This window comes from Streptosporangiales bacterium, assembly GCA_009379825.1.
Classification (GTDB): Bacteria; Actinomycetota; Actinomycetes; order Streptosporangiales; family WHST01; genus WHST01.
The window spans coordinates 17,204-41,387 of the sequence record WHTA01000040.1 but is presented as its reverse complement, the minus strand read 5'-3'; the positions used below and the strand labels follow the sequence as shown (position 1 = coordinate 41,387).

Genomic DNA, 24,184 nt, shown 5'->3' with positions numbered 1-24,184 from the left:
TAGCCGGCACTCAGCGCGAGCGCGGCTGCCGGTAGTGACCGGGGGTGTCGCGTCGCCGGTGGCTCTGTGGGCGACGCCGTGCAGCGGGTGACCGCCCGCGGGTCCGCTCGACCCGAGCCATCTCGTTCGACAGGGCGTTGCTGACGAAGCCGGCGAGGATCAGGCCGGTGGACTTCACCGGATCGGACAGGCCGGTCATCAGCGTGACCGCTCCCACGGCGATCCCCGCCTTGCTGAACAGCGCGACCCCGCGCCACAACCGCGCCTCGGGTGGCTCGTTCGCCCGCGCGGAGGCGCGGTGCCGGTAGAGAGAGACCACCGTTGCTCCCTCCTGGTGTCCAGGACGCAGACGGCCAGAGCATAACAACGTCACCCGCACCCGTGGCGTGCTCTGCGCGGCCGCTACCGGCCAACGCTCAGTCGTCGACGCCGCGGGCGGCTAGTGCCTCGCCGAGGTCGTCGGCGCGGCGCAGCGAGCGCACCAGCAGCGGTACGGCGAACGCGCGCGGGCTGAAGGTCAGCCCACGGGCGCGCTGCGCGTCGCGCACCTCGGCGGCCAGCGAGGCGACCGTGGGCACGGCCCGTACGCCGAGCGCGAGCAGCAGGCCGACGCGCTCCGGGTCGACGCCGAACCGGCGCAGCGGCCTGGTGGCCGCCACCGTGACGTCGAGGAGCGCGGTGGTCCTCGTGGTGACGGTGACCAGGCCGGCGGCGAGGACGAGCACGACCAGCTGCCCGGTGACGACCACTGCGCGTTCCCAGCCGGCGGCGACGAACTGGAACACCCCGATGGCGAGCAGGATCCACAGCAGCGGGCGCACCTGGGCGAGCATCGTGCGGACGCGTACCCGTGCCACCGGGTAGCCGAGCAGCACGACGGCCAGCGCTGCCGCGACGTGCCACCACCGGTCCAGCCACAGCGTGCCGACGCCGAGCGCGACCAGGGTGAGCAGCTTGACCGCGGCCGGCGCCCGGTGCAGCACCGAGCGCCCCGCGACGTACTGGCCCAGTGCCGCGCTCACTGCATCATCTCCTCGTACCGCGCCACCGCCTCAGCCGGTGGCGCGTCGCAGACGATGCGCCCGCCGTCGAACACCAGCACCCGGTCGAAGCCGGTGAGCGTCGCGAGGTCGTGCGTGACGAGCACGACGTGCTGCGGCAGGTCGTGCAGGATCTCCACGACCTGGCGGGTGTTGCGCAGGTCGAGCAGCGTGGTCGGCTCGTCACAGACCAGCAGCGCCGGGTCGAGCACGAGCACCGACGACAGGGCGAGCAGCTGCTTCTGCCCGCCGGACAGCTGGTGTGCCGGGTGGTCGGCGTAGTCGGTGAGGCCGAACGTCGCCAGCGTCTTCGCCACCTTCGCGTCGATCTCCGCGCGCGGCAGCCCGGACCTGCGCAGGCTGAACGCCACGTCCTCGGCGACGGTGGGCATCACGATCTGGGCGTCCGGGTCGGTGAAGCAGAAGCCCACCCGGCGCCGCACCTTGCGGCCGTCGCGTGCGGTGTCCAGGCCGTCCACGCGTACCCGACCGCGGCTGGGGACGACGAGCCCGTTGAGCAGCCGGGCGAACGTCGACTTGCCCGACCCGTTAGCGCCGATCAGCCCGACGCGGCGTTCGTCGAGCGCGACGGAGACGTCGCGCAGCGCGGTGAAGTCGCCGTACGTGTGGGTGACACCCTCGACCTCGATCATGGCCGCTGCACCACCATGGCGACGCCCTGCCCGCCGCCGGCAGCGATCGCCGCCAGCCCGACGTGCCCGCCGGCCGCGAGCAGCTGGCTGAACAGCCGCACCACGAGCACCGCGCCTGACGCACCCCACGGGTGGCCGAGCGCCAACGCGCCGCCTTCCCTGCACACCCGCTGCGGGTCCAGGTCGAGCGCGTCGCAGCAGGCGAGCAGCTGGCCGGCGAACGCCTCGTTCAGCTCGACGACGTCGACGTCGGCCAGCGTCAGCTCGGTCGCCTTCAGCACCCGCTGCACGGCGGGCACTAGGCCGAGCCCCGGCTGGCGCGGGTCGACACCCGCGGTGGCGGTGCCGAGCACCCGCAGGTACGGCAGCTCGCGGTCGCGTGCCTCCGCCTCGGGCAGCACGGCGACGAGCGCCGCACCGTCGTTGACCCCGCAGGAGTTGCCCGCGGTGACCGTGCCGTCGGTGCGGAACGTGGGTCGTAGCTTGGCCAGCCGCTGCTCGGTGAGGCCGGGCCGCGGGCGCTCGTCCGCCGTCACCCCGTGGACGGGCACCAGCTCCCGGTCGAACGCGCCGTGCCGGCAGCCGGCTACGGCGAGCCGATGGCTGCGGGCCGCGTAGGCGTCCTGCCGTGCCCGGTCGACGCCGGCCGACTCGGCCAGCAGGTCGGCGGCGAGCCCCATGTCCGGGTCGCCGCGTTCGGCCGGCGCGAACGGTGCGCGCTCGTACCGCACGGGCTCGGCCGAGCCGTCCGTCGGCGGCCAGAACCGCCACGGCGCCGTGCTGGCGCTCTCCGCGCCGCCGGCCACCACCCGGCCGGCGTGGCCGGCGGCGACCAGTGCGCTGCCGACGGTGACGGCCGCCAGCCCGCTCGCGCACTGCCGGTCGACGGTGAGGCCCGGCACGGTGTCGGGCAGACCCGCGGCAAGGGCCGCGTACCGCGCGGGGTTGCCGCCTGGGCCCAGGCAGTTGCCGAGCACCACCTCGTCGACCTCGCCGGGCGCGAGCCCGGCGTCGTCGAGCACCGCACGCAGCACCGGCGCGGCCAGGTCGGCGACCGTGGCCGTGCGCAGGCTGCGCCCCGCCGTGCCGATCGGCGTACGGCGGGCGGCGACGAGTACGGGCAGGTCGGTCATCGTGCTGTCACGGTAACGGGCGGCCCACCAGGTCGCCGGTGGCCAGGTCGGTACGGAGCCGGCCGCGGGCCGGCTTGCCCGCGTGCGTACGCGGCAGCTCCGCGACGGCCAGCCAGCGCCGCGGCCGGTACGCGGGTTCGAGCAGGTCGGCCAGCCGACGCCGCAGCTCGTCGCGGGCCGGCAACTCGCGGTCGTCGACGACGACCGCCGTCACCACCTCGCCGAGCTGCGGGTGCGGCAGGCCGAGCACCACGACCTCGCGGCCGGGCAGCACGGTCTGCAGCGCGGTCTCGACGTCCTCGACTGGCACGCTGGCGCCGCCGCTGACCACCAGCTGGTCGCCGCGCCCGGTGACGTGCAGCCGGCCGTCGGGGTGCCGACGGCCGAGGTCACCGACGGTTGCCCAGCCGTCCGCGTCGGTGCGCAGCGGGCCGGTAGCGCCGAGATAGCCGGCGGCGAGGTAGTCGCTGCGCCCCCAGATCTCGCCCGCCCGCACCTCGACGGCCACGCCGGGGAACGGTCGCAGGTCGTGCTCGTGGCCGCCGGTCGCGACGAACGAGAGCTCCGCCGCCCCGTAGTAGTGCGTCAGCCTGGCGCCCGCGGCCGCCGCCCGTTCGGCGAGCGGCTCGGTGAGGCGGGCGCCGGCGCAGACGACCGAGGTGTCGGCGAGCGCGGTTGGTGCGCGGTCGAGAACCGTGGTGAGCATCGTCGGGGTGAGGTGTACGGCGGTCGCGTCCGCGATGGCCGCGATCCCCGCCGCCGGTTGCCACCGCGAGGTGAGCACTGCCCGGGCGCCGGACTCCAGGGCGTGCACGGCGGCGAACAGGAACAGCGATGCCGACAGCGGCCCCGGCACCGCGACCACGTCGCCCGCGCCGATGCCGGTGACCGCGGAGAACGGCGCGAAGCTGCACTGCCACGACGCCCAGCTGCGCACCACGGCGCGCGGCCGGCCGGTGCTGCCCGAGGTGAGCACGGCGAAGCCGGCGTCCGGCGGCGGCCGGGTCAGGCCGTCGGCCGCGCCGACCAGTGGTACGCCACCGCTGCGGCGGACGGCGTACAGTCGGGTGAGCGTGTCGGTGGCGTCGGTGGGGTCGATGCCGACCACGGTGCCTGGCGGCACCTCGCCGTACGTCCGAACCGCCCGTTCGAGCGTCTCCAGGTCGAGGTGGGTCACTGCCTGCTCGAGTGCTGCTCGCGGCGCGTTCTGGCCTCGTCGGCGAACCGTGGGTACGCGGCGTGCACACCGCTGGCGACGGCCGTCGCAAGGACGACCTTCAGCAGGTCGCCGGGGAGGAACGCGAGGCCGCTGAGCAGCGCGGCGTCCGGCGGCAGGCCGGCACGCACGATGAGCCCGGGGATGCCGAGCAGGTACGAGACCCCGATGCCGCCGAGCAGGTTCGCCGCCAGCGCCACCGGTAGCCGAAACCTGGGCAGCTCGCGTTCCACGATCAACCCGATCACCAGCGCGGACAGCGGGAAAGCGATCAGGTAGCCGATGCTCGGCCCGGCGAAGACGCCGATCCCGCCGCGCCCGCCGGCGAGCAGCGGCAGGCCCGCGGCCACCAGGACGAGGAACAGCGCCATCGCGGCGAAGCCGCGCCTGGCGCCGATGAGCGAGCCGGCCAGCATCGGCCCGATCGACTGTGCCGTGATCGGCACCGCGAGCCCGAACGGCGCCCATGCCGGCACCGCACCGAGGGCGGCCATGATGCCCGCGAACATCGCGATCAGCGCGAGGTCCCGAGCCGGCCGGAAGCCGCGCGTCGCACGGTCGCTCACAGTACGCTCCTCCCACCCTACGTCGAGTCATGAGGCCGTCCGGCCCCCGCCATCCTCGCCGATCCGCCCCACGGCCCGGATCCAGCGGTACCGCCAACTCTGCGCCCCCATTTTGGTAGCGCCCCTCCTTGCCGACCGACCGTCGGGTGGTCAGACGGGGGTGATGCCGCGCTTCTTCGGTGGGTGCCGGTGGTGTTGGAGTCCGGTGTGGTGGTCGGGTGGTCAGACGGGGGTGATGCCGCGCTTCTTCGGTGGGTGCCAGTGACCGGTGTGGTGGTCCGCCAGGGCGAGGTGCTGCAGGGTGGCCAGCAGCGCGCTGCGGGTGTCGCGCGGGTCGATGATGTCGTCGATCTTCGCGTGCCTGGCGGCGTGGATCGGGTGTTCCAGGTCCCTGAACTGGTCGAGCACCTCCGCCCGCTGGGCGGTGGCGGTCTGGTCGTGGTGGCCGTAGATGACGTTGGTGGCGCCGTCGGCGCCCATCGGGCTGACCGCCGCCGTGGGCCAGCAGGCCATCAGCTCCGGGTGGAACTCGGCGCCGCCCATGGTGTGGTACGCGAGGCCGTACGCCTTGCGGATCACGATGGTGAGGACGGGCACGGTGGACTGGCCGAGCTCCCACAGCGGCCGCATGCTGTGCCTGGCGATGTTCGTGCGCTCGGCCGCGGTGCCGACGAGGTAGCCGGGGACGTCGGCGAGGAAGATCAGCGGCAGCCCGTACGCGTCGCAGACGTTGATGAAGCGGGCCATCTTGTCGCTGGCCGGGGTGTCGAGGGCGCCGGCGAGGAACATCGGGTTGTTCGCGATCACGCCGACCGGGTGGCCGCCGAGCCGGCCGAACGTGGTGACGACGTTGCGCGCGTGCGTCGGCTTGAGCTCGAAACCGCTGCCCGGGTCGAGGACCAAGCGCACCAGCCGGCGCATGTCGTACGCGGTGTTCGGGTTGTCCGGCACCAGCCGGAGCACCTTGTCCGGCAGCCGCTCGGACTCCGTAGGGGAGTAGCTGTGTCGTGGCGGCGACTGGCCGGCGTTCGTGGGCAGGTAGCCGAGGTACGTCTTGATCGCGTCCACGAGCGCGGCCTCGTCCGGCACCTCGAGCTCGACGGAGCCCAGCTCGGTCGCGTGCAGCGTGCTGCCGCCCATCTCCTCGGCGGTGGCCCGCTCGCCGGTGGCGGCCTCGACCAGGCGCGGGCCGGCGAGGCCGAGCGCGGAGCCCTTGGTCATCACGCAGAAGTCGCTCAGCGCAACGAGGTTGGCGTGGCCGGCGAACGCCGGGCCGGGAACGCCGCAGACGATGGGTACCCAGCCGGAGAGCAGGCTGAGGTCGGAGAACCGCTCGTGGCCGCGGATGGTGGTCGAGCCCATCCGCTCGTTGATCCTCGCGCCCGCGCCCTCGGCGAAGATGATCAGCGGTACGCCGTTGCGCAGCGCGACGTGCCTGGCGCGGGAGAACTTCTCGTCGTTGACGTGGCCCATCGACCCGCCGAGCACGGTGAAGTCGTACGAGACCACGACGACCGGCCGGCCGTCAACCAGGCCGCGGCCGACGACCACGCCGTCGGCCGGTGCGTCCACGTCGCGCATCAGCTCGCCGGTGCCTGTAGGTGCCGCCAGCTGCCCGATCTCGGCGAACGAGCCGGGGTCGAGGAGCGCGTCGACGCGTTCCCTCGCCGTCCACCGGCCGCGGCCGCGCTGTGCCGCCACCGCGTCCGGCCGTGCCGCGTCGAGCACCGCCGCCTTCTGCGCGTTCACCTCCTCGACGAGGTCGAGCAGTGGTGGCGCAGAGTTGGTCGTCTGCGTCATGCAGATCACTCCTCACGGGGGTGCCGTCCACTGTCGACGGCGAGATGCGTTACCGGGCCAGCGACTGCTTCGCGTGCGTCGACGCGACGCGGATGTGACTGCGCATAGCGCGCAGGCAGGTCTCGAGGTCCTGCTGTTCGAGCGCGGCGATGATCGCGCGGTGCTCCCGGTTGGCTTCGTCCCTGCGCTGCTTGCGTTGGTCGCTGGCGAAGAACAGGTACCGCTCACCGAGCCTGCGGTAGCGGTTGACGCCCTCGAGGATCACCGGACGGTCCGCCGGCTGCAGCAGGACGCGGTGGAACTCCCTCGTCAACGGCAGCCAGGTGCGTTCGTCGTCGGTGGCTTCCATCCGGTCGGCCAGCTCGTGCAGCTGCGTGAGCGTCGTGTCGTCGATGTGCTCGAAGGCGAGGCCGAGCAGGTGGCACTCGAACAGCTCGCGGATCTCGTAGATCTCGCTGAGCGCCGACGGGGTGAGCGTGGCGACGACGGCCTGCTGCCGCGGCCGGAACTCGACCAAACCCTCGCTCTGCAGGAGGCGCAACGCCTCGCGCATGGGGATCCTGGAGACGCCGAACTGGTTGGCCAGGTCGACCTGGTTCAGCACCGTGCCGTCCTGCAGGCCGCCGGTGCAGATCGCGTCACGGAGCACCTCGGCGATGTAGTCCGCGGCGTTCTTGCGGTCGAGCAGTTGTGCCGGTGCGGCGAACCTGACCGGCGCGTCCTCCGTGCGCTCCACCTGTTCAGTATCGTGCGCGGGCTCACTGCCCATCGCGCTACCCCCTTGTCGAGTGCCGACAGGTCTTCCGCGGCGGTCGACGACGGCGGTCATCGGACTCACCAGGTACCTCTTTCGACGAGCTCCATCACCTGGGTGTGGTCCCGCGCCGCGCCCAGCCGGCCGAGTGCCGCACGCCAGGTCTGGTCGACCACCGCACTGACCGCAGTCGCGGTCCCGCTGCCCCGCAGCAGCTCCACGGCGATCGCGACGTCCTTGGCCATGAGCGCGGTGGAGAACCCGGAGTCGTAGCTGCCCGGCACGATGTGCCGCGGCCACTTCACCTCGGTGGCGTAGCTGCGCCCCGAGCTCACGTTGACGGCCTGTACGAACGCGTCGACGTCCAGGCCGGTACGGCGCGCGGCCGCGAGCACCTCGCACGCGGACAGCACGGTGGTCGCGTTGAGCAGGTTGTTCAGCGCCTTCGCCGCGTGCCCGGTGCCCGGCCCGCCCATCGGCACGATGTCGGTGCCCAGTTCGCGGAGCACGGGGAGCGCCCGGTCGACCGCAGCAGGTTCGCCGCCGACGAAGATGGACAGCTGGCCGGTTCGCGCGGCGGGCACGCCGCGGGACACCGGAGCGTCGACGAGCGCGGCCCGGTGCCGGCTCAGTTCGCCGTGCAGCCTGCGGGTGCTCTCCGGCCGGGACGAGGAGAGGTCGACGACCAGCCGGCCGGCGACCTCGCCGCTGAGCAGGCCGCCCGGCCCCTCGACCGCGGCCTCCACCGCGTCCGAGTCCGGGAGCACCAGCAGGACGACGTCGCTGCGCTGCGTCACGTCCGCCGGGCCTGTGGCCGCGGCCGCGCCCCTGTCGGTGAGCCGGTCCACGGCGGCGGCAGCGACGTCGTGAACGACCAGGTCGACGCCCTGGTCGAGCAGTCGGTCGGCCACCGCGCCGCCCATCCGGCCGAGCCCGATGATGCCTGTCCGCACCCGTTTCACCTCGCTCCGCCGACTACGTCGTGGGGTAGTCGAACCGTTGTCAGACGCTCACTGGTTCCTGTATACAGTGAACCAGCTTACCGTATAGCAGGTTGGCACTCTCCCGATCCGGAAGGACGACCGATGAGCGGGATGAAGCGCAGCGTGGCGCTTGTCGTGGCAGCTCTACTGACGCTGGCGGGCTGCGGGGGAGGCTCAGCGGGCGGTGGCGGCGGCAAGGACGAGATCCGCATCGGCAAACAGTTCGGCATCGGCTACGCGCCGCTCGTGGTGCTCGAACACAAACCGGAGCTGCTGAAGAAACATCTGCCGGGAGTGAAGCTCACCTGGAAGGAGCTCGGCGCCGGTACCTCGCTGCGCGACGCGATGCTCGGTGAGCAGCTGGACGTCGGCTCAGGTGGCGCCGGCCCGGTCGTCGACGGCCTGACCAAGGGCGTGAACATCAAGATCGCCACCGGGCTGGTGGAGATGCCGATGTGGGCGGTGTCGACGAAGGACGGGCCGAAGAAGCTGTCCGAGTTCGGCGCGAAGGACAAGATCGCGCTGCCCGGCATCAACTCCAGCCAGCACGTCGTGCTGCGGGAGGCGCTGAAGCGCGAGGGCATCGCGCCCAAGCGCCTCGACGACAACCTGGTGCCGATGCCGCACCCGGACGCGCGCCAGGCGTTCACCGCGGACCAGATCTCGGCGCACGTGACGTCGGCGCCGTTCCAGTACCAGGAGGTGGCGGAGGGCGGCAACAAGCTCGTCGACAGCTACCAGCTGTGGGGTCGGCACACCTTCATGACGGTGTACGCCACGACCAAGTGGGCGAAGGAGAACCCGGAGAACTTCAAGGGCCTGGTCGCTGCGGTCAACGAGGCCACCGAGTGGATCGGCTCGCACAAGGCGGAGACGGCCAAGCTGCTCGCCGAGGAGTCCGGTGGGGAGACGCCGGCCAAGGACTTCCGTGAGCAGCTCGATGAGCCGACGGTGACCTTCACCCCGGACATCAAGAACATCAAGCCGATGGCCGACGCCATGTACGACCTCGGCTTCATCAAGAAGAAGGTGACGGCTGAAGAGTTGTTCTTCCCCTCGGCGAAGGTCGAAGGGAGCGACTGGTGACCCAGCGCCGCCCACTGCTCGAGTTCGACCACGTGACGCTGGCCTACGGGCAACAGGAGAAGGCGTCGCAGGGTGGACACGTCGCCATCGACGACGTCTCGTGCTCGGTGGGTTCGGGGGAGAAGTTCGTCATCATCGGCCCTTCCGGATGCGGCAAGTCGACGTTGCTCAAGGCGGCCGCCGGCTTCCTGCCCCCGAAGTCGGGCACCGTGACCCTCGACGGGGCCGAGGTGACCGCGCCAGGCCCGGACCGGCTGGTGGTCTTCCAGGAGTTCGACCAGCTGCTGCCGTGGCGCACAGTGCGCGGCAACCTGACGTACGCACTGCGGCGGACGTCGGGACGTAGCCGCGCGGATGTCGCGGACCGCGTCGAGGAGTACATCGCCATGGTGGGGCTCACCGACCGGATCGACGCGTTCCCGCACCAGCTGTCCGGTGGTCAGAAGCAACGCGCCGCGATCGCGCGCTCGCTGGCGTGCGACCCGTCGATCCTGTTGATGGACGAGCCGTTCGGCGCGCTCGACGCGCAGACGCGGACGAGGATGCAGCAGGAGCTCAACAACATCTGGCGCAACCTCGGCACCACCATCCTGTTCGTCACCCATGACATCCAGGAGGCCGTGCTACTCGGCCACCGGATCCTCGTGCTCACGCCGGGGCCGGGCCGGTTGCGTGCGTTGCTCGACAACCCGCACGAGGGAACGGATTCCGACGACCCCGCGGTGTTGGAGTTCGTCGGCCGGGTGAAGGCGTTGCTCGTCGACACCACCGATGCGGAAGACGCGTCGATGGCGGTGAAGGGAGCGGGCGGATGACGGCCACACTCGTCCGTTCCGGTCAGGCGCGGGTCCGCCGGGCAGGTCCGAGGCGGGCCGGTCGGCTGACGGTTGCGCGCAAGGCGGCCATCGTCGTTGCCCTGATCCTGCTGTGGGAGCTCTACACCCGGGTGTTCGACGTCAACCCGCGGCTGGTGCCGAAGGCCAGCGAGGTGGCAGTCGCGTTCGGCAGGCACCTGGCGAACGGCCAGCTCTTCTCGTACGCGTGGGGCACGTTGCAGGTGCTGTTGCTCGCCCAGGTGATCGCGGTACTCCTCGCGGCGACGCTCAGCGGCATCGCGGTCACCGTCAGGGTGGGGCGGGACCTGCTCGAGGTGCTCAGTGCGATGTTGAACCCGTTGCCTGCGATCGCGTTGCTGCCGCTCGCCATCATCTGGTTCGGGCTGTCCACCAGGAGCCTGCTGTTCGTCGTCACCAACGCGGCGTTGTGGCCGATGTCCGTCGCGTTCCTCATGGGGTTGACGACGACGCCACGCACCATCCTGATGGTCGGTCGCAACCTCGGCCTGTCGAAGCTGCGCCTGGTGGTCGACATCCTTCTGCCGAGCGGGCTGCCGCACTTCATCACCGGCATGAAGGTCGGCTGGGCGTTCGGCTGGCGCACCGTGGTGGCCGCGGAGCTGGTGTTCGGCACGACTGGCGGTGGTGGCGGGCTCGGCTGGTGGATCAACCAGAGCCGGTTCGAGCTGGCCACGGCGAGCGTGATGAGCGCACTCGTCGCGATCATCATCATCGGTCTGGTCACCGACGCGCTGTTCCGTGTGCTCGAACGTCGCACCATCGCGCGGTGGGGAATGGTCGAGGCAGGCCAGGAATGACCGCGTTGCGGCTCTACGTCGCCCATCCCGACGACACCGTGGCCACTGTCTTCGGCGATCCGCTCACCCGCGGCGAGCAGTTGACCGTGCGCGTGCGCGACGAGGAACGCGACCTGGTCAGCCGCGCCGAGATCGCGCGTGGCCACAAGGTCGCGTTGCGGGCGATGGCCACCGGCGAGCGGGTGATCAAGTACGGCCACGCCATCGGCGTGGCGAGCCGACCGATCGCCGTCGGCGAGCACGTCCACGTGCACAACGTGGAGTCCGAGCGCGGCCGCGGCGACCTGGCAGGTACGGACGGGGGAACACGGTGAGCGACGACATCTTTCACGGCTATCCGCGCCCGGACGGGCAGGTCGGGGTGCGCAACCACGTGCTCGTGCTGTCGACCACGCTCTACGCGAACGCCGTATGCGAACGCATCGCGCGGACCATGCGCGGTGTGGTGCCGCTGGTGCACCCGCTCGGCCGTGCCCAGGTGAAGCCGGACCTGCGCCACACCTTCCGCACCCTCGTCGGCCACGGCGCGAATGCCAACGCCGGCGCGGTGCTCGTCGTCGACCACTTCAAGGAAGAGGGGTGCAGCGCCGAGGAGATCGCGCACGAGCTCGCCGGCACCGGCAAACGCGTGGAGGTGGTGAACATCCGCGCGTCCGGCGGCACGATCGCCGCCACCGCCGACGGTACTCGCGCCGCACTGTCGATGGCGCGGGAGATCTCCGACCTGCATCGCGAACCGGTGCCCGCCGCCCGGCTGCTGCTCGGCCTCAACTGCGGTACGTCGGACACCACCAGCGGGCCGACGGCCAACACCGCGCTCGGCCGGGCGAGCGACCGGCTGGTGGCCGGCGGTGGGCGTTCTGTGCTGGCGGAGCTGCCGGAGCTGATGGGTGCCGAGGAGGTGCTGTGCGGCCAGGCGGCGAGCCCGGTGGTCGCCGACGAGATCGTCGCCGCGATTGCGAACATGGAGCAACGCATCCTCGCGTCCGGTGAGGACATCCGTGGCTCCCAGCCCACGGGCGACAACATCGTCGGCGGGCTCACCACGATCGAGGAGAAGTCGCTCGGTGGCGCGTTGAAGGCCGGGCGCGGGCCGATCACCGGCGTGGTCGACTACGCCGAGCGTCCCACCGGCGAGCCGGGCGTCTACCTGATGTGCACGCCGGGGCATGGCGGCGAGTCGGTCACGGGGATCTGTGCCGGCGGCGCACAGCTGTTGGTGTTCACCACCGGCGGCGGCCACGTCATCGCACACCCGTTGATGCCGACCATCAAGGTCACCGGCAACGCGGAGAGCTACGCGCTGATGAGCGACACCGTCGACCTCGATGTCTCCGGCATCGTCGAGGGGCGGATGTCCGTCGACGAAGCGGGCGAGCGGATCTACCGCGAGATCCTCGCGGTGGCGTCCGGCCGGGCGACGTTGTGTGAGCTGCTCCGGGAGGAGACCGGCTTCGCCATCAACCGGGTCGGCATGAGCATATGACGGCCGGCGTAGTGGATGTCCAGCGCGCCGACGGTTTACGGCGCCGCCCGCGCACCGTCGACGCGACCGCCGTAGCCGGCCTCGTCCACCGCGGCGAGACCGTGGTCGCCGGCCACGGCGGTGGCTGGCCGCGGCTGCTGGTGCAGGCGCTCGTCGCCGAGGCGCAGCACCCGTTCTTCGTCATGCACAACAGGGTCGAGGAGGCGCTGCCGTACTTCGGTGCGCGCCACGTACGGCACGTCGGGCTGATGGCGTCGCGGTCGACGCGCGCCGCGATCAATGCGGGCGCAGCCGACTACGTCCCCAACTGCTACGGCGACACCCCGGCGCTGTTCCGCGACGGCGTGCTGCCGTGCGACGTGGTGCTCGTGCACGTCACCCCGCCGGACGCGGCGGGCTGGCACAGCCTCGGTACCTGCAGTGCGTACCTGTCGGCGGCGTGCACGAAGGCCAGGCTCGTGGTGGCGCAGGTGAACGAGCGGATGCCCGTGACCAGGGGAACGCGGATCCACACGAGCGCCCTCGACTACGTGGTGCCGGTCGACGAGCCGCTGTACCGCGAGGAGGTGCCGGCCGCGGGGCAGGTGGTCACGGCCATCGCGCGCAACGTGGCCGGCCTGATCGGCGACGGCGACGTGCTGCAGATCGGCATCGGCAAGCTCGGCAACGCGATCCTCGGCGAGCTGTCCGGGCGAACCGGGTTGCGGTTGTGGACCGAGACGTTCGGCGACGCGGCGCTCGACCTGTTGCGCGACGGCACGTTGCGCGGCAGCGAGGAGATGCCGGCGATCACCGCGACGTTCGTCACCGGATCGCCAGCCCTCTACGAAGCGCTGCACGGGGAGACCAGGGTGCAGGTGCTGCCCGTTGACCGCACCAACCACCCGGGCCGGCTCGCTGGCATCCCGCACCTAGTTGCCGTCAACTCGGCGATCGAGGTCGACCTCACCGGGCAGGTGAACGCCGAGACCCGCGGCGGGCAGGTGTACAGCGGCGCCGGCGGGCATCTCGACTTCGCGATCGGCGCGCAGCTGTCACCCGGTGGACGGTACGTGTGCGCGCTGCCGGCCACGGCCGGCGACGCGTCGCGGATCGTGCCGACCCTCTCCACCGCGGCGGCCGTGACCGTACCTCGGGCGCTGGCCGGATACGTCGTCACCGAGTTCGGCGTGGCGAACCTGCGCGGCCGGTCGATGCGCGAGCGCGCGGAGGCGTTGATCGCCGTCGCGCACCCGGATCACCGCGAGCTGCTGCGGAAGTCGTTGGACCGACAGGTGGGAGTGTCATGAGCGAACAGCTGACCGGTGGCGAGGTGGTCGTTGAGACGTTGCGCAGGGAGGGCGTCGACGTCGTGTTCGGGTTGATCGGGTCGGCGACGATGGAGCTGTTCGACGCCCTGCACGGCGCTGCGGACATCAGGTTCGTCGGGGTGCGCGACGAACGTACCGGCACGCACATGGCCGACGCGTACGCGCGCACGACCGGTCGGCCCGGCGTCATGATCGCCGGCCAGAACGGCCCCGGGGTGACCAACCTGGTGACCGGGTTGGCGCAGGCGTACCGCGCGTACTCGCCGGTGCTCACCCTCGGCGGCGCCGTCGCGCGTCCGCAGGTGGACAGGGAGAGCTTCCAGGAGCTCGACCAGCAGGCACTGCTGACGCCGGTCACCAAGCGCACGTTCTCCGTCGGCCTGCCGGAGAACCTCGCCCGCACGATGCACGCGGCCTTCCGCACTGCGCTCGCGCCGCGTACCGGGCCGGTGCACGTCAACCTGCCCCGTGACGTCCTCGCCGCGCCGATGGACCGTCCGGCACTGCCCGATCCCGCGAGCTACCGGCCCGCCGCCCGCCCGTACGGCGACCCGGCCTGCATGCCGGCAGCGGCCGAGCTGTTGGCCAACGCACAGCGGCCGTTGGCCGTCGCCGGCGCCGGTATCAAGTGGGGCGGCAGGTACGCCGAGGCGCTGCAGCTGGCGGAGACGCTCGGCTGCCCGATCGCGGCGGCGGCCGGGCACGGCGACGCGGTGCCGACGGACCACCCGCTGGCGGCCGGGCAGGTGGGGCCGCGCGGCAACGTCGTGGCGTCCCGGTTGATGCGCGAGGCGGACGTGATCGTCGCGCTCGGTACCAGGCTCGGGTTCAACTCCACGTTCTTCTCGACCGAGCACATCAACCCGGACGCGGCGATCGTGCACGTGGAGCTGGAGCCCACGGCGATGGGTAGGGAGTTCCCGTTCGAGGTCGGCATCGTCGGTGACGCAGCGGCCGTCGCCGGGCAGCTGACCGAGGCACTCGGCGCACACCGGCCGAGCGCTGCCGTGCAGGCGTGGACCACGCAGTTCCAGGCCGACCGGGCGGCGCTGCTCCAGGAACGCGACGCGGCGGCGATGACCGACCGCAACCCGCTGCAGCCGGCGCAGGTGTTCGGCGCCCTGCGCCGCGTGCTGCCGCGCGACGCCATCGTCACGCTGGACGCAGGCACGCTGTGCCTGCAGGCGACCGACGTCCTGCCGTACCACACGCCACCTGCCCTGCTTACCCCGTTGGACTTCGGCCTGGTCGGGTTCTCGTTCGCCGCCGGGCTCGGGGCCAAGCTTGCAGCGCCAGGCCGGCCGGTGGTCAGCCTGATGGGCGACGGTGGTTTCGGCATGACCACGTCGGAGTTGTCGACCGCCGTGGCAGAAGGCATCGCGACGACGGTGCTCGTACTGAACAACGGCGTGTGGGGCGCGGAGAAGGCGTACCAGCGCGACTTCTTCGGTGGCCGGTACCTCGGCGCGGACCTGCACAACCCGCCGTTCGACAAGCTCGCCGAGCTGTACGGTGCGCGCGGGCTTGCGGTCTCGAACGCCGCCGACCTGGACGACGTACTGAAGGAGGCGGTTGCCGGCGACCGTTGCTGTGTCGTCGACATCGCGGTCGACCCGGACGCGTTGTACAGCTTCAGGCGGGACTCGTTCGCGCACCGCGCAGGGGGTTCGGGGCGATGACCACGGTGGGTGTCATCGGGGTCGGCGAGCTCGGTTCCCGGTTGGCCAGGCGGCTGCGCGGAGGTGGCTACGACGTATGGGCGTATGACATCGACGCGACCGCGCTCGCCAGCCTCGCGACCGACGACATAAGCGTGGTGGACACGATCGCCGAGCTGGCCGAGCGGTGCCACGTCGTGGTCACCTGTGTCACCGACCACCACGCCGTACGTGAGGTCTGCCTGGGCGCGGACGGCATGGTCGCCGCCGCCCGCCCTGGGATGGTGCTGATCGACACCACGACGTCGCTGCCCAGTGTCACGGCTGCCGTCGCCGACGCGCTGGCCGAGCGCGGTGGGTACCTGCTGGACGTGCCGGTCAGCCGCGGTGTGCCGGCCGCCGAGCAGGGCACGCTGTCGGCGATGGTCGGTGGCTCGGAGGAGACCTACCGGGCCGTGCTGCCGTTGCTGCGTACGTTCGCGACGGACATCGCCCGCGTCGGCGACATCGGTACCGGGCACGCGGTGAAGCTGTGGAACATGCAGCTGATGGCCGCGCACCAGGTGGCGCTAACGGAGACGCTGTGGCGGGCGCGCAATGACGGGATGTCGGTCGCCGCAGCGGTCGCGGCGTTCGACGACGGGCAGGCGCGCACGTACCTCACCTCGAACCACTTCCCGAAGTTCGTGCTCACCGGCACGTACGACTCGAAGTTCACCACCGGCCTGATGCGCAAGGACCTGGCGCTGTCGCTGGAGCTCGGCAGCGAGCTCGGCGTACCCGCACCGGCCGCGTCGAACGCGCTCGCCGTGTACGACCAGGCGTGCGCGGCCGGCCTCGCCCCGGCCGACAACATGCGCCTGGTGCCCTTCCAGCTGGCCATGCGCGCCGGCGCCCCGGCTGCCGAGGCCGCACGCGCAGCACAGGCGGCCGCCGGCCCTCCCGACCCCGACGAGGCACACACCGACCCCACCTACCTGGCCAAGGCCGACGCCGACCTGTCCCAGGTGAACCGCACCGCCCTCGACGACGTAGTCGCCGCCATCGAGGCGTACGGCATACCCCCAGAAGTAGCCCTGGCGATGATCGCCGCAAGCAGCGGCACCAGCCAACACGTCGCATCCACACTCAGGTGTGGTCAGACGGCGGTGCGGCCGCCGTCGACCGGGTAGGCACCGCCGGTCACGAACGCCGACTCGTCGCCGAGCAGCCAGCAGACCACCGCGGCGACCTCGTCGGCGGTGCCGTAGCGGCACAGTGTCGACGTGCCTACGCCCTCGCCGGCACGCAGTGCGGACGCGTCGATCCGCTCGATCATCTCCGTACGGACCGGGCCGGGACACACCGCGTTCACCCGCACCCCGTACTCGGCGGCCTCGAGGGCGGCGGTTCGCGTGAGACCGAGCACCGCGTGCTTGGACGCGACGTACGGACCGAGCCCGACCCGGCCACGCAGGCCGGCTACCGACGCGGTGTTGACCACCGCGCCCCGTCCCCGCGCCCGCATCACCTGCAGAACAGCATGCAGACCGAGATACACGCCGCGGACGTTGACCCGCATCACCCGATCGAACGCGTCGACGTCGGACTCATCCAGGGTCGCCACGGTGCCCTCGATGCCGGCGTTGTTGTGGAACACGTCGATGCCGCCGAACTCGTCCACCGCGGCATCGACGTAGCTCGCGACGCCCTCGGCGGTCGAGACGTCCGCCGGGACGACCCGCACCGACTCGGCGGGCAGCTGCTGCGCGAGCTGGTCGAGTCCTCTCGCGTCGAGGTCGACGGCGACGACACGCGAGCCCGCGGCGACCAACCGCCTGGTGACCGCGCGGCCGATGCCGCGGGCGGCGCCGGTGACCACGGCGATGGATGCTGCGGTCACCTGGTCGCCTCCGCGCCGAGCAGTGCCGTGCACTGGCTGGACAGCACGCCCCCGTTGCCGTGGACGAGCGCGACATCACAGTCGGCGACCTGGCGGTCCCCGCTGTCGCCGCGCAGCTGCCGCACCGCCTCGACGATGAGCAGTAGGCCGTACATGCCCGGATGGCAGTACGAGAGCCCGCCACCGTTGGTGTTGAGCGGGAACTCGCCACCGGGCGCGATCCTGCCACCGGAGACGAACGCGCCGCCCTCGCCGTTGGCGCAGAAACCAAGGTCTTCCAGGAACAGGACAGGGGTGATGGTGAACGCGTCGTAGAGCTCCACCACGTCGACGTCCGCCGGTCGCAGGCCGGCTTGCGCGAACGCGGCCGCACCTGACTGCACGGCAGCCGTCTCGGTCAGCGACGGCATGCTCGAGATGTGCCTGTGGGTGTGTGCCTCGCCGGCACCGAGCAGATAGACAGGCGGCCGCGCGAGGTCGCGTGCCCGAGCCGCGCTCGTCAGCACCACCGCACCCCCACCGTCGGTGACCAGGCAGCAGTCCCTGATGCCAAGCGGCGAGCACACCTGCGGTGCGTCGAGTACGTCGTCGACGGTGAGCGGTTTCCGTTGCCAGGCAACGGGGTTGAGTGCGGCCCACGCCCTCGCGGCGACGGCGACCTCGGCCAGCTGCTCCCTGGTCGTGCCGTAGTCGTGCATGTGTCTCGCTGCTGCCAGCGCGTACGCGGTGACCGGCAGCATCGGACGATATGGCGCCTCGTACGGGCTGAGCTCCTGCGGTGCGGCCGCAGATCTGCCCTGCGACCGCTGGGTACTCCCGTGCGCGATCAGCGCGACCTCGGCGCGGCCGGTCTCGATGGCGGCCTGCGCGTGCTGTAGGTGGGCGACGAACGACGATCCGCCGATCTGCGTGGAGTCGGTGTACCGCGGTTGCACGCCCAGGTACTCGCCGAGGTTCAGCGTCGCCATCGACAACTGGGTCGACGAGGCGAACAGCGCGTCGACGTCGCCGAGCGTGAGGCCGGCGTCCGCCAGCGCGCGATGGGTCGCCTGTGCCATCAGGTCTGCCGGGGTGGTGCCCTGCGCTACTTCACCGAGGTCGGACTCCGCCGCGCCGACGATCGCCACGCTGCCCCGGGTCATGTGGCGGCCTCCGTCGGCGCGAACACCGGCCACGGCTCACCGTCGACGTCCAGTGACTCCATCCGCATCGTCACCCGCATGCCGATCGCTACGGCGTCCGGCTCCACGTCGACGACCTTGCTCATCATCCGGAAACCCTCGTCCAGGTCGACCAGCGCGATGTTGTACGGCTCACCGCCGCGCGGGCGCGCCGTCGTCGTCGAGTACACGGTGCCGTGCCCGCTGGCCTCCCGCCAGCGCAGCTCGGTGTCCCCGCTGCCCGGCGCGAGCACGCGCGGAAAGAAGACGGGCGTGCCGTCCGTCGTCTCCTGGTGGCCGAGCTTGCCCCGGCGACAATACTCACGGAACGTCTCGTACGGCGCGGTGTCGGTCACCGGGTACTCCTCTCCCCATCAGGCAGCACGAGCAGCGCGTCGGCGGCGACGACCCGGTCGCCGTCGACGAAGAGCGGGTTGACGTCGAGCTCGGTGAAGTCGCCGGTGTGGTCGGCCGCGAACCAGGAGATCCTCGCCAGCACGTCGGAGAGCACGTCCAGGTCTGCCGCCGGCTTGCCGCGCGCGCCGCGCAGCACCGCCGCGCCGCGCAGCTCCGCGAGCATGTCGCGTGCGGTCTCGGGACCGAACGGCGCCATCCGGTGCGTGACGTCGCCCATCACCTCGACGAGTACGCCGCCCAGGCCGACGGCGACGGTGGGACCGAAGAACGCGTCGTCCACCACACCGACGAACAGCTCGGTGCCGGTGGCGGTCTCCTGCACGAGCACACCGTCGACATGTGCCTCCGGCGCGTACGCTCTCGCGTTGTCGACGACGGTGCGTGCGGCCACCTTGAGCTCGTCGAGGTCGCGGATGCCGAGCCGTACGGCACCCGCCTCCGACTTGTGCGGCAGGTCGGGCGACTCCACCTTCACCGCGAGCGGGAACGGCAACGGCGGCTCGGTGAGTGCCTCGATGTCAGCGGGTGTGAGTAGCGCCTCGCGTACCACCGGCACACCGTAGTCGGCGAGCGCCTGCTTCGTGCGGTGCTCGCCGAGCACCCGCTCACCGGGACGGATGTCGACCGGCTGCGGCGTCGGGCGGCCGTCGGGCAACCGGCGTACGCCGCGCTGGGCCTTCGCTGTGAACTCGAGCAGCTTGCCGGCCGCGTATGCGGCCCTGCCGGGCGTCGGGTACCACGGCACCCGATGGTCGTGGAGCACGGCGAGAGCCGCCGCGATGTGCTCCGGCGGAGCGCTCCAGCCGAGGAACAGCGGCTTGTCGCTGCCGTCGACGGAAGCGACGACCTCGGCGGCCAGCTGGTCGGCGAGCGCACCCTGGATCGACGCGTTGTACAGGATCACCTGGTCCACGCCGGGGTCGGCGAGCACGGCTGTCAGCACCGAGTGCAGGCAGTCCGGCTGGTTGAAGATCTGCGCGGTGAGGTCGACCGGGTTGCGCAGCGAGCTGAACGCCGGCAGCGTGGCCCGCAGCGCTTCCGTGGTCTCCGCGGAGAGCGCGGCCAGCTGCAGCCCCGCCTCCTCACAGCGGTCCGCGAGCAGCACACCAGCGCCGCCTGAGATGGAGAGCACGGCAGTGTGCGGCCCGCGGGCCCGCTTGCGCTGCAGCACCGCTCGCGCCACGTCGACCAGGTCGTCCACGTCACGCACCTCGACGAAGCCGCCTTCGGTGAACACCGCGCGGTACATCTCCGGTGCCGCCGTGAGATTCGCCGTGTGCGACGCGGCCGCCTGCCTGCCCGGCGCCGAGTTGCCGACCTTCCAGACGACGATCGGCTTGCCGAGCTCCAGCGCGCGGTCGCCGAGCTCGGCGAGCCGGCGGCCGTCGCGCACGCCCTCCAGGTAGACCGCGAGCACCTCGACCTCGTCGCGCTCGAGCAGGTCCGCCAGCACGTCCAGCGCGTCGACGTCGGTCTCGTTGCCGGTGGAGACGACGTAGTCGAAGCCGATGCCGGCGCGCTCGGCCAGCCCCATGACGGCGTAGCCGAAGCCGCCGCTCTGGGTGACCATCGCGATCGGCCCGCTCGACAGGCCGGGTTCGGTGAAGATCGCGCCGAAGCCGGCGTAGACCTGGTGCCGCGGGCTGAGGATGCCCTGGCAGTTCGGCCCGACGACGCGCACACCGCTGGTGCGGATCGCCTCGTCCAGATCGGCCTGCAGCTGCTCGCCGTCCTCGCCGACCTCCTCGAAGCCCGCGCTCAGCACGATGGCGAACGGGATCTCCGCCTTGCCACACTCGGTGATGACGCCGGGTACCAGCGGTGCGGGCAGTGCGACGAGTGCGACGTCGCACGGCAGCGGCACCGCCGTGACGTTCGGGTAGCACTGCAACCCCTGCAGCGTCTCGTACCGCGGGTTCACCGGGTGCACCTCACCGGCGAAACCGAACTCTTTCAACGCGCGCACCGGTTGGCCGCCGATGCGCGCGGGGTTCTCCGACGCCCCGACGACGGCGACGGCACGCGGGTTCAGCAGTCTGCTCAGGTCGTCAGCTGGACGCATCGGCGACCTCTCCCGGAGTCGTCGTTGCCCGTGCCTCGAACCGGAGATCGCCCTTGCTGACCTTGACGTACTCCACCTGCGGACGATTGGCGAGCTCGTCGACCAGCTCCACGACCGGGTGCCGCGGCGGCCGCCACTGCGTGGCCATCGGGCCGGCCGCGCGCATGTCGTCGACCTGGGAGCCGGCGAACATGAAGTACAGCAACCGGTGCTCGTCGCTGACGCCCGGATACTGCGTGCGCAGCCGCTCGACGGCCGGTTCGAGTGGTGGTGGTTTGGTTGGGATCCGCGACGAGCCACGGGCGACGATCCGGTCGAGCACGTCGGGATACACGGGAGCCGGCAGGTCGCCGTAGTGGCCGAGCGCGTACTTCTTCACCTCATCAGGTACCACGTGGTAGCGCTTGCCGTGTACGACGTTGAACACCGCCTGCGTGCCGACGAGTTGCGCGAACGGCGTGATCATGATCGGCCAGCCGAGCTCTTCACGCACCACCGCGCACTCCTCGAGCACCTCGTCGAAGCGTTCGGGGATGCCGGCCTGCTCGAGCTGGAACTTCAGGTTGGAGAGCATGCCGCCCGGCACCTGGTGTTTGAAGTGGAACGCGTCGTAGTCGAGTGGCTGGCCCACCGGTTTGCCCTCGGCCTGCGCGATGCGGAGGAAGTGGTCGCTGATCTCCGCGATACCGTCCGCGTCGAGCGGGGCGTAGCAGTCCACGCTCGGCAGGTTGTGCATCAGCTGCTGGCTGGACGGTTGTGCCGCGCCGCTGGCCAGCGGCCAGATCGAGCAGTGCAGCTGGTCGGCACCCAGCCGGGCGGCCTCCAGGTAGACCAGCGGCGCGAGGCCGGTCAGGCAGTGGCTGTGGATCTCCAGCGGGATGTCACCGAGCACGCCTTTCAGCGCCGGCACGAGCGTACGTATCCGGTCCGGGGTGAGCAGACCACCGGCGTCCTTCAGCATCACCGTGTCGACCACGCCGCTGTCGACGAGCAGCTTCGCCTTCTGTACGTAGAGGTCGTCGGTGTGCACCGGGCTCTCCGAGAACGCGAGTGCGCCGAAGGTCTGCGCGCCGAGCTCCTTCGCCCGGCTGACGGTGAACAACACGTTGTCCATGTCGTTGAGGCCGTCGAACGCACCGATTACCCGGAAACCGTTGTGGTACAAGCGGTCGACCCACAGCGCGATGATGTCATCGGGCACCAGGTCGAAGCTGATCAGGTTCTTGCTACGTACCAGCGCACGCAGCGGGGTGTCCACCACCTTCGACCGCATCAGGCGCACCCGTTCCCACGGGTCCTCGCGCAGGTAACGCACGCACACGTCGAACTGGATCGCGCCTGCCAGGTCGATCGACTCCAAGCCGAGACTGTCCAGCCGCTGCGCGATCGGGAGCATCATCGGCGTGGTTATCCGTGTCGCCCACAGGCACTGCGGTCCGTCGCGCAGCGTGGTGTCGATGATCCGGATCTCTCTCATACCAAGGCGCTCCACTTGTCCGCGTTCTCGTCCACCCAACCGGTGTGTACGCCGTCGTCGAGGAACGCCGGCTCCGTCAGCAGGGCCTGGTGGAAGGGCAGGGTGGTGCGTACCCCGTCGACGGTGAAGTCGTCGAGCGCGGCTGCCGCACGGTCGATCGCCGTCGCACGGTCGGGACCGTGCACGATGAGCTTCGCCAGTAACGAGTCGTAGTACGGCGGCACGGTGTAGCCCGGGTAGCAGTGGGTGTCGACCCGGATCCCCGTGCCGGCGGGCGGTGACCACCGGTCGAGTGTGCCCGGCGCCGGCAGGAAACCGCGGGCCGGGTCCTCGGCGTTCACCCGGAACTCGATGGCATGCCCGGTGGTGGTCACGTCTTCCTGCGGCAGCAACGGCTCGCCTGCGGCGAGCTTGAGCTGTTCGGCCACCAGGTCGACCCCGGTGACCATCTCCGTCACCGGGTGCTCGACCTGGATCCTGGTGTTCATCTCGAGGAAGAAGAACTCGCCGGAGCGCTCGTCGACGACGAACTCGACGGTCCCGGCACCGAGGTAGTGCACATGGGCGGCGAGGTTCACGGCTGCGTCGGCCATCGCCGCCCGCGTCGCCGCGTCGACGATCGGTGACGGTGCCTCCTCCACCAGCTTCTGGTGTCTGCGCTGGACGGAGCACTCACGTTCGCCGAGGTGGATTGCCTTGCCGCTGCCGTCGCCGAGCACCTGGATCTCCACGTGTCTGGCCCGGTCGAGGTAGCGCTCCAGGTAGGCGGTGCCGTCGCCGAACGCCTTCTCCGCCTCCGCCGTGGCGCTGTCGTACGCCCGCGCGACCTGATCGGGCTCGGCGACGACGCGCATGCCGCGGCCGCCGCCACCCGCGCTTGCCTTGAACAGGAACGGATAACCCACGTCGGCCGCGAGCTCGGTGGCGTGCGCGGCCGACCGCACGCTCACCGAACCGGTGAGCACCGGCACCCCGGCTTCCGCAGCGAGCGCACGGCTGTGCAGCTTGTCGCCCATCGCCTCGATCGCGTCCGCGCTAGGACCGACGAACACAAGGCCGTGCTCGGTGCAGAGGCGCTGGAACGCTGCCCGCTCGGCCAGGAACCCGTACCCGGGATGCACGGCGTCGCAACCGGTGCCCAATGCCGCCGCGACGATCGCCTGTGGGTTCAGGTAGCTGCCGGTCGCCGCGGCCGGGCCGATGCAGAACGCGCGGCCGGCCCGGCGGGCGCCGAGCGTGTCCCTGTCGGCCGCTGACACGCCGAGCACGGTCTCGATGCCGAGTCGGTCGCAGGCGTCGATGACCCGTACTGCGATCTCACCGCGGTTGGCGACGAAGACCTTGTTGAGTCCGGTCACGTGCGCTCCGCCGGCGCGACCGCGACGATCGGCTGGCCGTACTCCACCGTGGCGCCGTCGGGCACCAGGATGTCGACGACCGTGCCCGCTACCTCGGGTGTGATCGAGTTGAAGAGCTTCATCACCTCGATCAGGCACACCACGTCGTCGGCGCCCACCTGGTCACCGACCTCGACGAACGGTGGTTCGCCCGGTGCCGGCGAGCGGTAGAAGGTGCCGACCATCGGTGCGGTCACCAGGTGGTGGCCGGATGAGACGTCCGGTTGCGCCGGTTGCGCATCGTCGGGTGGCGTGGCAGGAGGCTGCGGCGCGGCAGGCACGGTGGGCGAGCCACCGTCGTCCGGCGCCGCTGTCGACTGCTCGCCGGCCTTTCGTACGTAGACCTGCAGGTCGCCGAGCTCGATCCGCACCTCACCGAAGTGCGAGCGGTCGACGATGTCGAGGATTTCTCGTACGTCCTCCCGGGTGAGCTGCTGCCCACCGTCCATC

The 24,184-nt window shown here is 71.3% G+C and carries 24 protein-coding genes; 8 read left to right on the top strand and 16 right to left on the bottom strand.

Features of this window, described 5'->3' with window-relative positions; translation table 11 throughout:
* Window positions 1–10: 10 nt before the first annotated feature.
* The 9 genes from GEV07_18725 to GEV07_18685 form a co-directional block, all read right to left on the bottom strand.
* Complete coding sequence (locus tag GEV07_18725) at window positions 11–319, bottom strand: hypothetical protein (GenBank protein ID MQA04659.1); 309 nt, start codon at window positions 317–319, stop codon at window positions 11–13.
* Window positions 320–416: 97 nt separating this feature from the next.
* Window positions 417–1,022 carry an energy-coupling factor transporter transmembrane protein EcfT gene (locus GEV07_18720; GenBank protein MQA04658.1) on the bottom strand — a complete coding sequence of 202 codons (606 nt, stop codon included), beginning with the start codon at window positions 1,020–1,022 and terminating at the stop codon, window positions 417–419.
* Window positions 1,019–1,693, bottom strand: a complete 675-nt coding sequence (locus tag GEV07_18715; GenBank protein MQA04657.1) for an ATP-binding cassette domain-containing protein — start codon at window positions 1,691–1,693, stop codon at window positions 1,019–1,021. The genes GEV07_18720 and GEV07_18715 overlap by 4 nt, the downstream gene beginning before the upstream one ends.
* On the bottom strand, window positions 1,690–2,826 hold the full coding sequence (locus GEV07_18710; GenBank protein ID MQA04656.1) for an acetyl-CoA C-acyltransferase: 1,137 nt from the start codon (window positions 2,824–2,826) through the stop codon (window positions 1,690–1,692). The genes GEV07_18715 and GEV07_18710 overlap by 4 nt, the downstream gene beginning before the upstream one ends.
* Before the next feature lie 7 nt (window positions 2,827–2,833).
* On the bottom strand, window positions 2,834–4,003 hold the full coding sequence (locus GEV07_18705) for an AMP-binding protein (GenBank protein MQA04655.1): 1,170 nt from the start codon (window positions 4,001–4,003) through the stop codon (window positions 2,834–2,836).
* Entirely contained in the window at window positions 4,000–4,551 is a 552-nt protein-coding gene (locus tag GEV07_18700; protein MQA04654.1) for a biotin transporter BioY, read from the bottom strand. Before GEV07_18700 ends, GEV07_18705 begins: the two co-directional genes overlap by 4 nt.
* Window positions 4,552–4,830: 279 nt before the next feature.
* Entirely contained in the window at window positions 4,831–6,408 is a 1,578-nt protein-coding gene (locus GEV07_18695; GenBank protein MQA04653.1) for an acyl-CoA carboxylase, read from the bottom strand.
* A gap of 49 nt (window positions 6,409–6,457) precedes the next feature.
* Window positions 6,458–7,237 (bottom strand): FCD domain-containing protein, encoded by a 780-nt coding sequence (locus GEV07_18690; protein MQA04652.1) that lies wholly within the window; start codon window positions 7,235–7,237, stop codon window positions 6,458–6,460.
* A 5-nt stretch (window positions 7,238–7,242) separates the two neighbouring features.
* Window positions 7,243–8,124: an NAD-binding protein gene (locus GEV07_18685; protein ID MQA04651.1), complete on the bottom strand. Its 882-nt coding sequence runs from the start codon at window positions 8,122–8,124 to the stop codon at window positions 7,243–7,245.
* 123 nt (window positions 8,125–8,247) lie between these two features.
* Here GEV07_18685 and GEV07_18680 point away from each other — a divergent pair, with 123 nt between their 5' ends.
* From GEV07_18680 to GEV07_18645, 8 genes are read left to right on the top strand one after another with little or no spacing between them, the layout of a single operon-like run.
* Entirely contained in the window at window positions 8,248–9,231 is a 984-nt protein-coding gene (locus GEV07_18680; GenBank protein ID MQA04650.1) for a hypothetical protein, read from the top strand.
* Window positions 9,225–10,046, top strand: a complete 822-nt coding sequence (locus tag GEV07_18675) for an ATP-binding cassette domain-containing protein (GenBank protein MQA04649.1) — start codon at window positions 9,225–9,227, stop codon at window positions 10,044–10,046. The genes GEV07_18680 and GEV07_18675 overlap by 7 nt, the downstream gene beginning before the upstream one ends.
* On the top strand, window positions 10,043–10,885 hold the full coding sequence (locus GEV07_18670) for an ABC transporter permease subunit (protein ID MQA04648.1): 843 nt from the start codon (window positions 10,043–10,045) through the stop codon (window positions 10,883–10,885). The genes GEV07_18675 and GEV07_18670 overlap by 4 nt, the downstream gene beginning before the upstream one ends.
* Window positions 10,882–11,199: a D-galactarate dehydratase gene (locus tag GEV07_18665; protein MQA04647.1), complete on the top strand. Its 318-nt coding sequence runs from the start codon at window positions 10,882–10,884 to the stop codon at window positions 11,197–11,199. Before GEV07_18670 ends, GEV07_18665 begins: the two co-directional genes overlap by 4 nt.
* Window positions 11,196–12,371 (top strand): hypothetical protein, encoded by a 1,176-nt coding sequence (locus tag GEV07_18660; GenBank protein ID MQA04646.1) that lies wholly within the window; start codon window positions 11,196–11,198, stop codon window positions 12,369–12,371. The genes GEV07_18665 and GEV07_18660 overlap by 4 nt, the downstream gene beginning before the upstream one ends.
* Window positions 12,368–13,660, top strand: coding sequence for a 4-hydroxybutyrate CoA-transferase (locus GEV07_18655; GenBank protein MQA04645.1), 1,293 nt, complete (start codon window positions 12,368–12,370; stop codon window positions 13,658–13,660). The genes GEV07_18660 and GEV07_18655 overlap by 4 nt, the downstream gene beginning before the upstream one ends.
* A complete protein-coding gene (locus GEV07_18650; GenBank protein MQA04644.1) occupies window positions 13,657–15,360 on the top strand; it encodes a thiamine pyrophosphate-binding protein in 1,704 nt (567 codons plus the stop codon). Before GEV07_18655 ends, GEV07_18650 begins: the two co-directional genes overlap by 4 nt.
* Window positions 15,357–16,511 (top strand): NAD-binding protein, encoded by a 1,155-nt coding sequence (locus GEV07_18645; GenBank protein MQA04643.1) that lies wholly within the window; start codon window positions 15,357–15,359, stop codon window positions 16,509–16,511. The genes GEV07_18650 and GEV07_18645 overlap by 4 nt, the downstream gene beginning before the upstream one ends.
* On the opposite strand, the gene GEV07_18640 is transcribed toward GEV07_18645, so the two are convergent.
* The 7 genes from GEV07_18640 to accB are packed head-to-tail and all read right to left on the bottom strand — an operon-like array spanning window position 16,478 to window position 24,183.
* Window positions 16,478–17,221: an SDR family oxidoreductase gene (locus tag GEV07_18640; protein ID MQA04642.1), complete on the bottom strand. Its 744-nt coding sequence runs from the start codon at window positions 17,219–17,221 to the stop codon at window positions 16,478–16,480. The two genes, GEV07_18645 and GEV07_18640, sit on opposite strands and share 34 nt — an antisense overlap.
* Window positions 17,218–18,363, bottom strand: coding sequence for a thiolase (locus GEV07_18635; GenBank protein ID MQA04641.1), 1,146 nt, complete (start codon window positions 18,361–18,363; stop codon window positions 17,218–17,220). Before GEV07_18635 ends, GEV07_18640 begins: the two co-directional genes overlap by 4 nt.
* Window positions 18,360–18,737, bottom strand: a complete 378-nt coding sequence (locus GEV07_18630) for a hypothetical protein (GenBank protein ID MQA04640.1) — start codon at window positions 18,735–18,737, stop codon at window positions 18,360–18,362. The genes GEV07_18635 and GEV07_18630 overlap by 4 nt, the downstream gene beginning before the upstream one ends.
* A complete protein-coding gene (locus GEV07_18625) occupies window positions 18,734–20,860 on the bottom strand; it encodes a CoA-binding protein (protein ID MQA04639.1) in 2,127 nt (708 codons plus the stop codon). The genes GEV07_18630 and GEV07_18625 overlap by 4 nt, the downstream gene beginning before the upstream one ends.
* The gene (locus GEV07_18620) at window positions 20,847–22,337 is read right to left on the bottom strand and encodes a pyruvate carboxylase subunit B (GenBank protein ID MQA04638.1); all 1,491 of its coding nucleotides are present in this window, start codon (window positions 22,335–22,337) and stop codon (window positions 20,847–20,849) included. The genes GEV07_18625 and GEV07_18620 overlap by 14 nt, the downstream gene beginning before the upstream one ends.
* The gene (locus GEV07_18615) at window positions 22,334–23,695 is read right to left on the bottom strand and encodes an acetyl-CoA carboxylase biotin carboxylase subunit (GenBank protein MQA04637.1); all 1,362 of its coding nucleotides are present in this window, start codon (window positions 23,693–23,695) and stop codon (window positions 22,334–22,336) included. The genes GEV07_18620 and GEV07_18615 overlap by 4 nt, the downstream gene beginning before the upstream one ends.
* A complete protein-coding gene (accB, locus tag GEV07_18610; GenBank protein MQA04636.1) occupies window positions 23,692–24,183 on the bottom strand; it encodes an acetyl-CoA carboxylase biotin carboxyl carrier protein in 492 nt (163 codons plus the stop codon). The genes GEV07_18615 and accB overlap by 4 nt, the downstream gene beginning before the upstream one ends.
* Window position 24,184 lies beyond the last annotated feature (1 nt).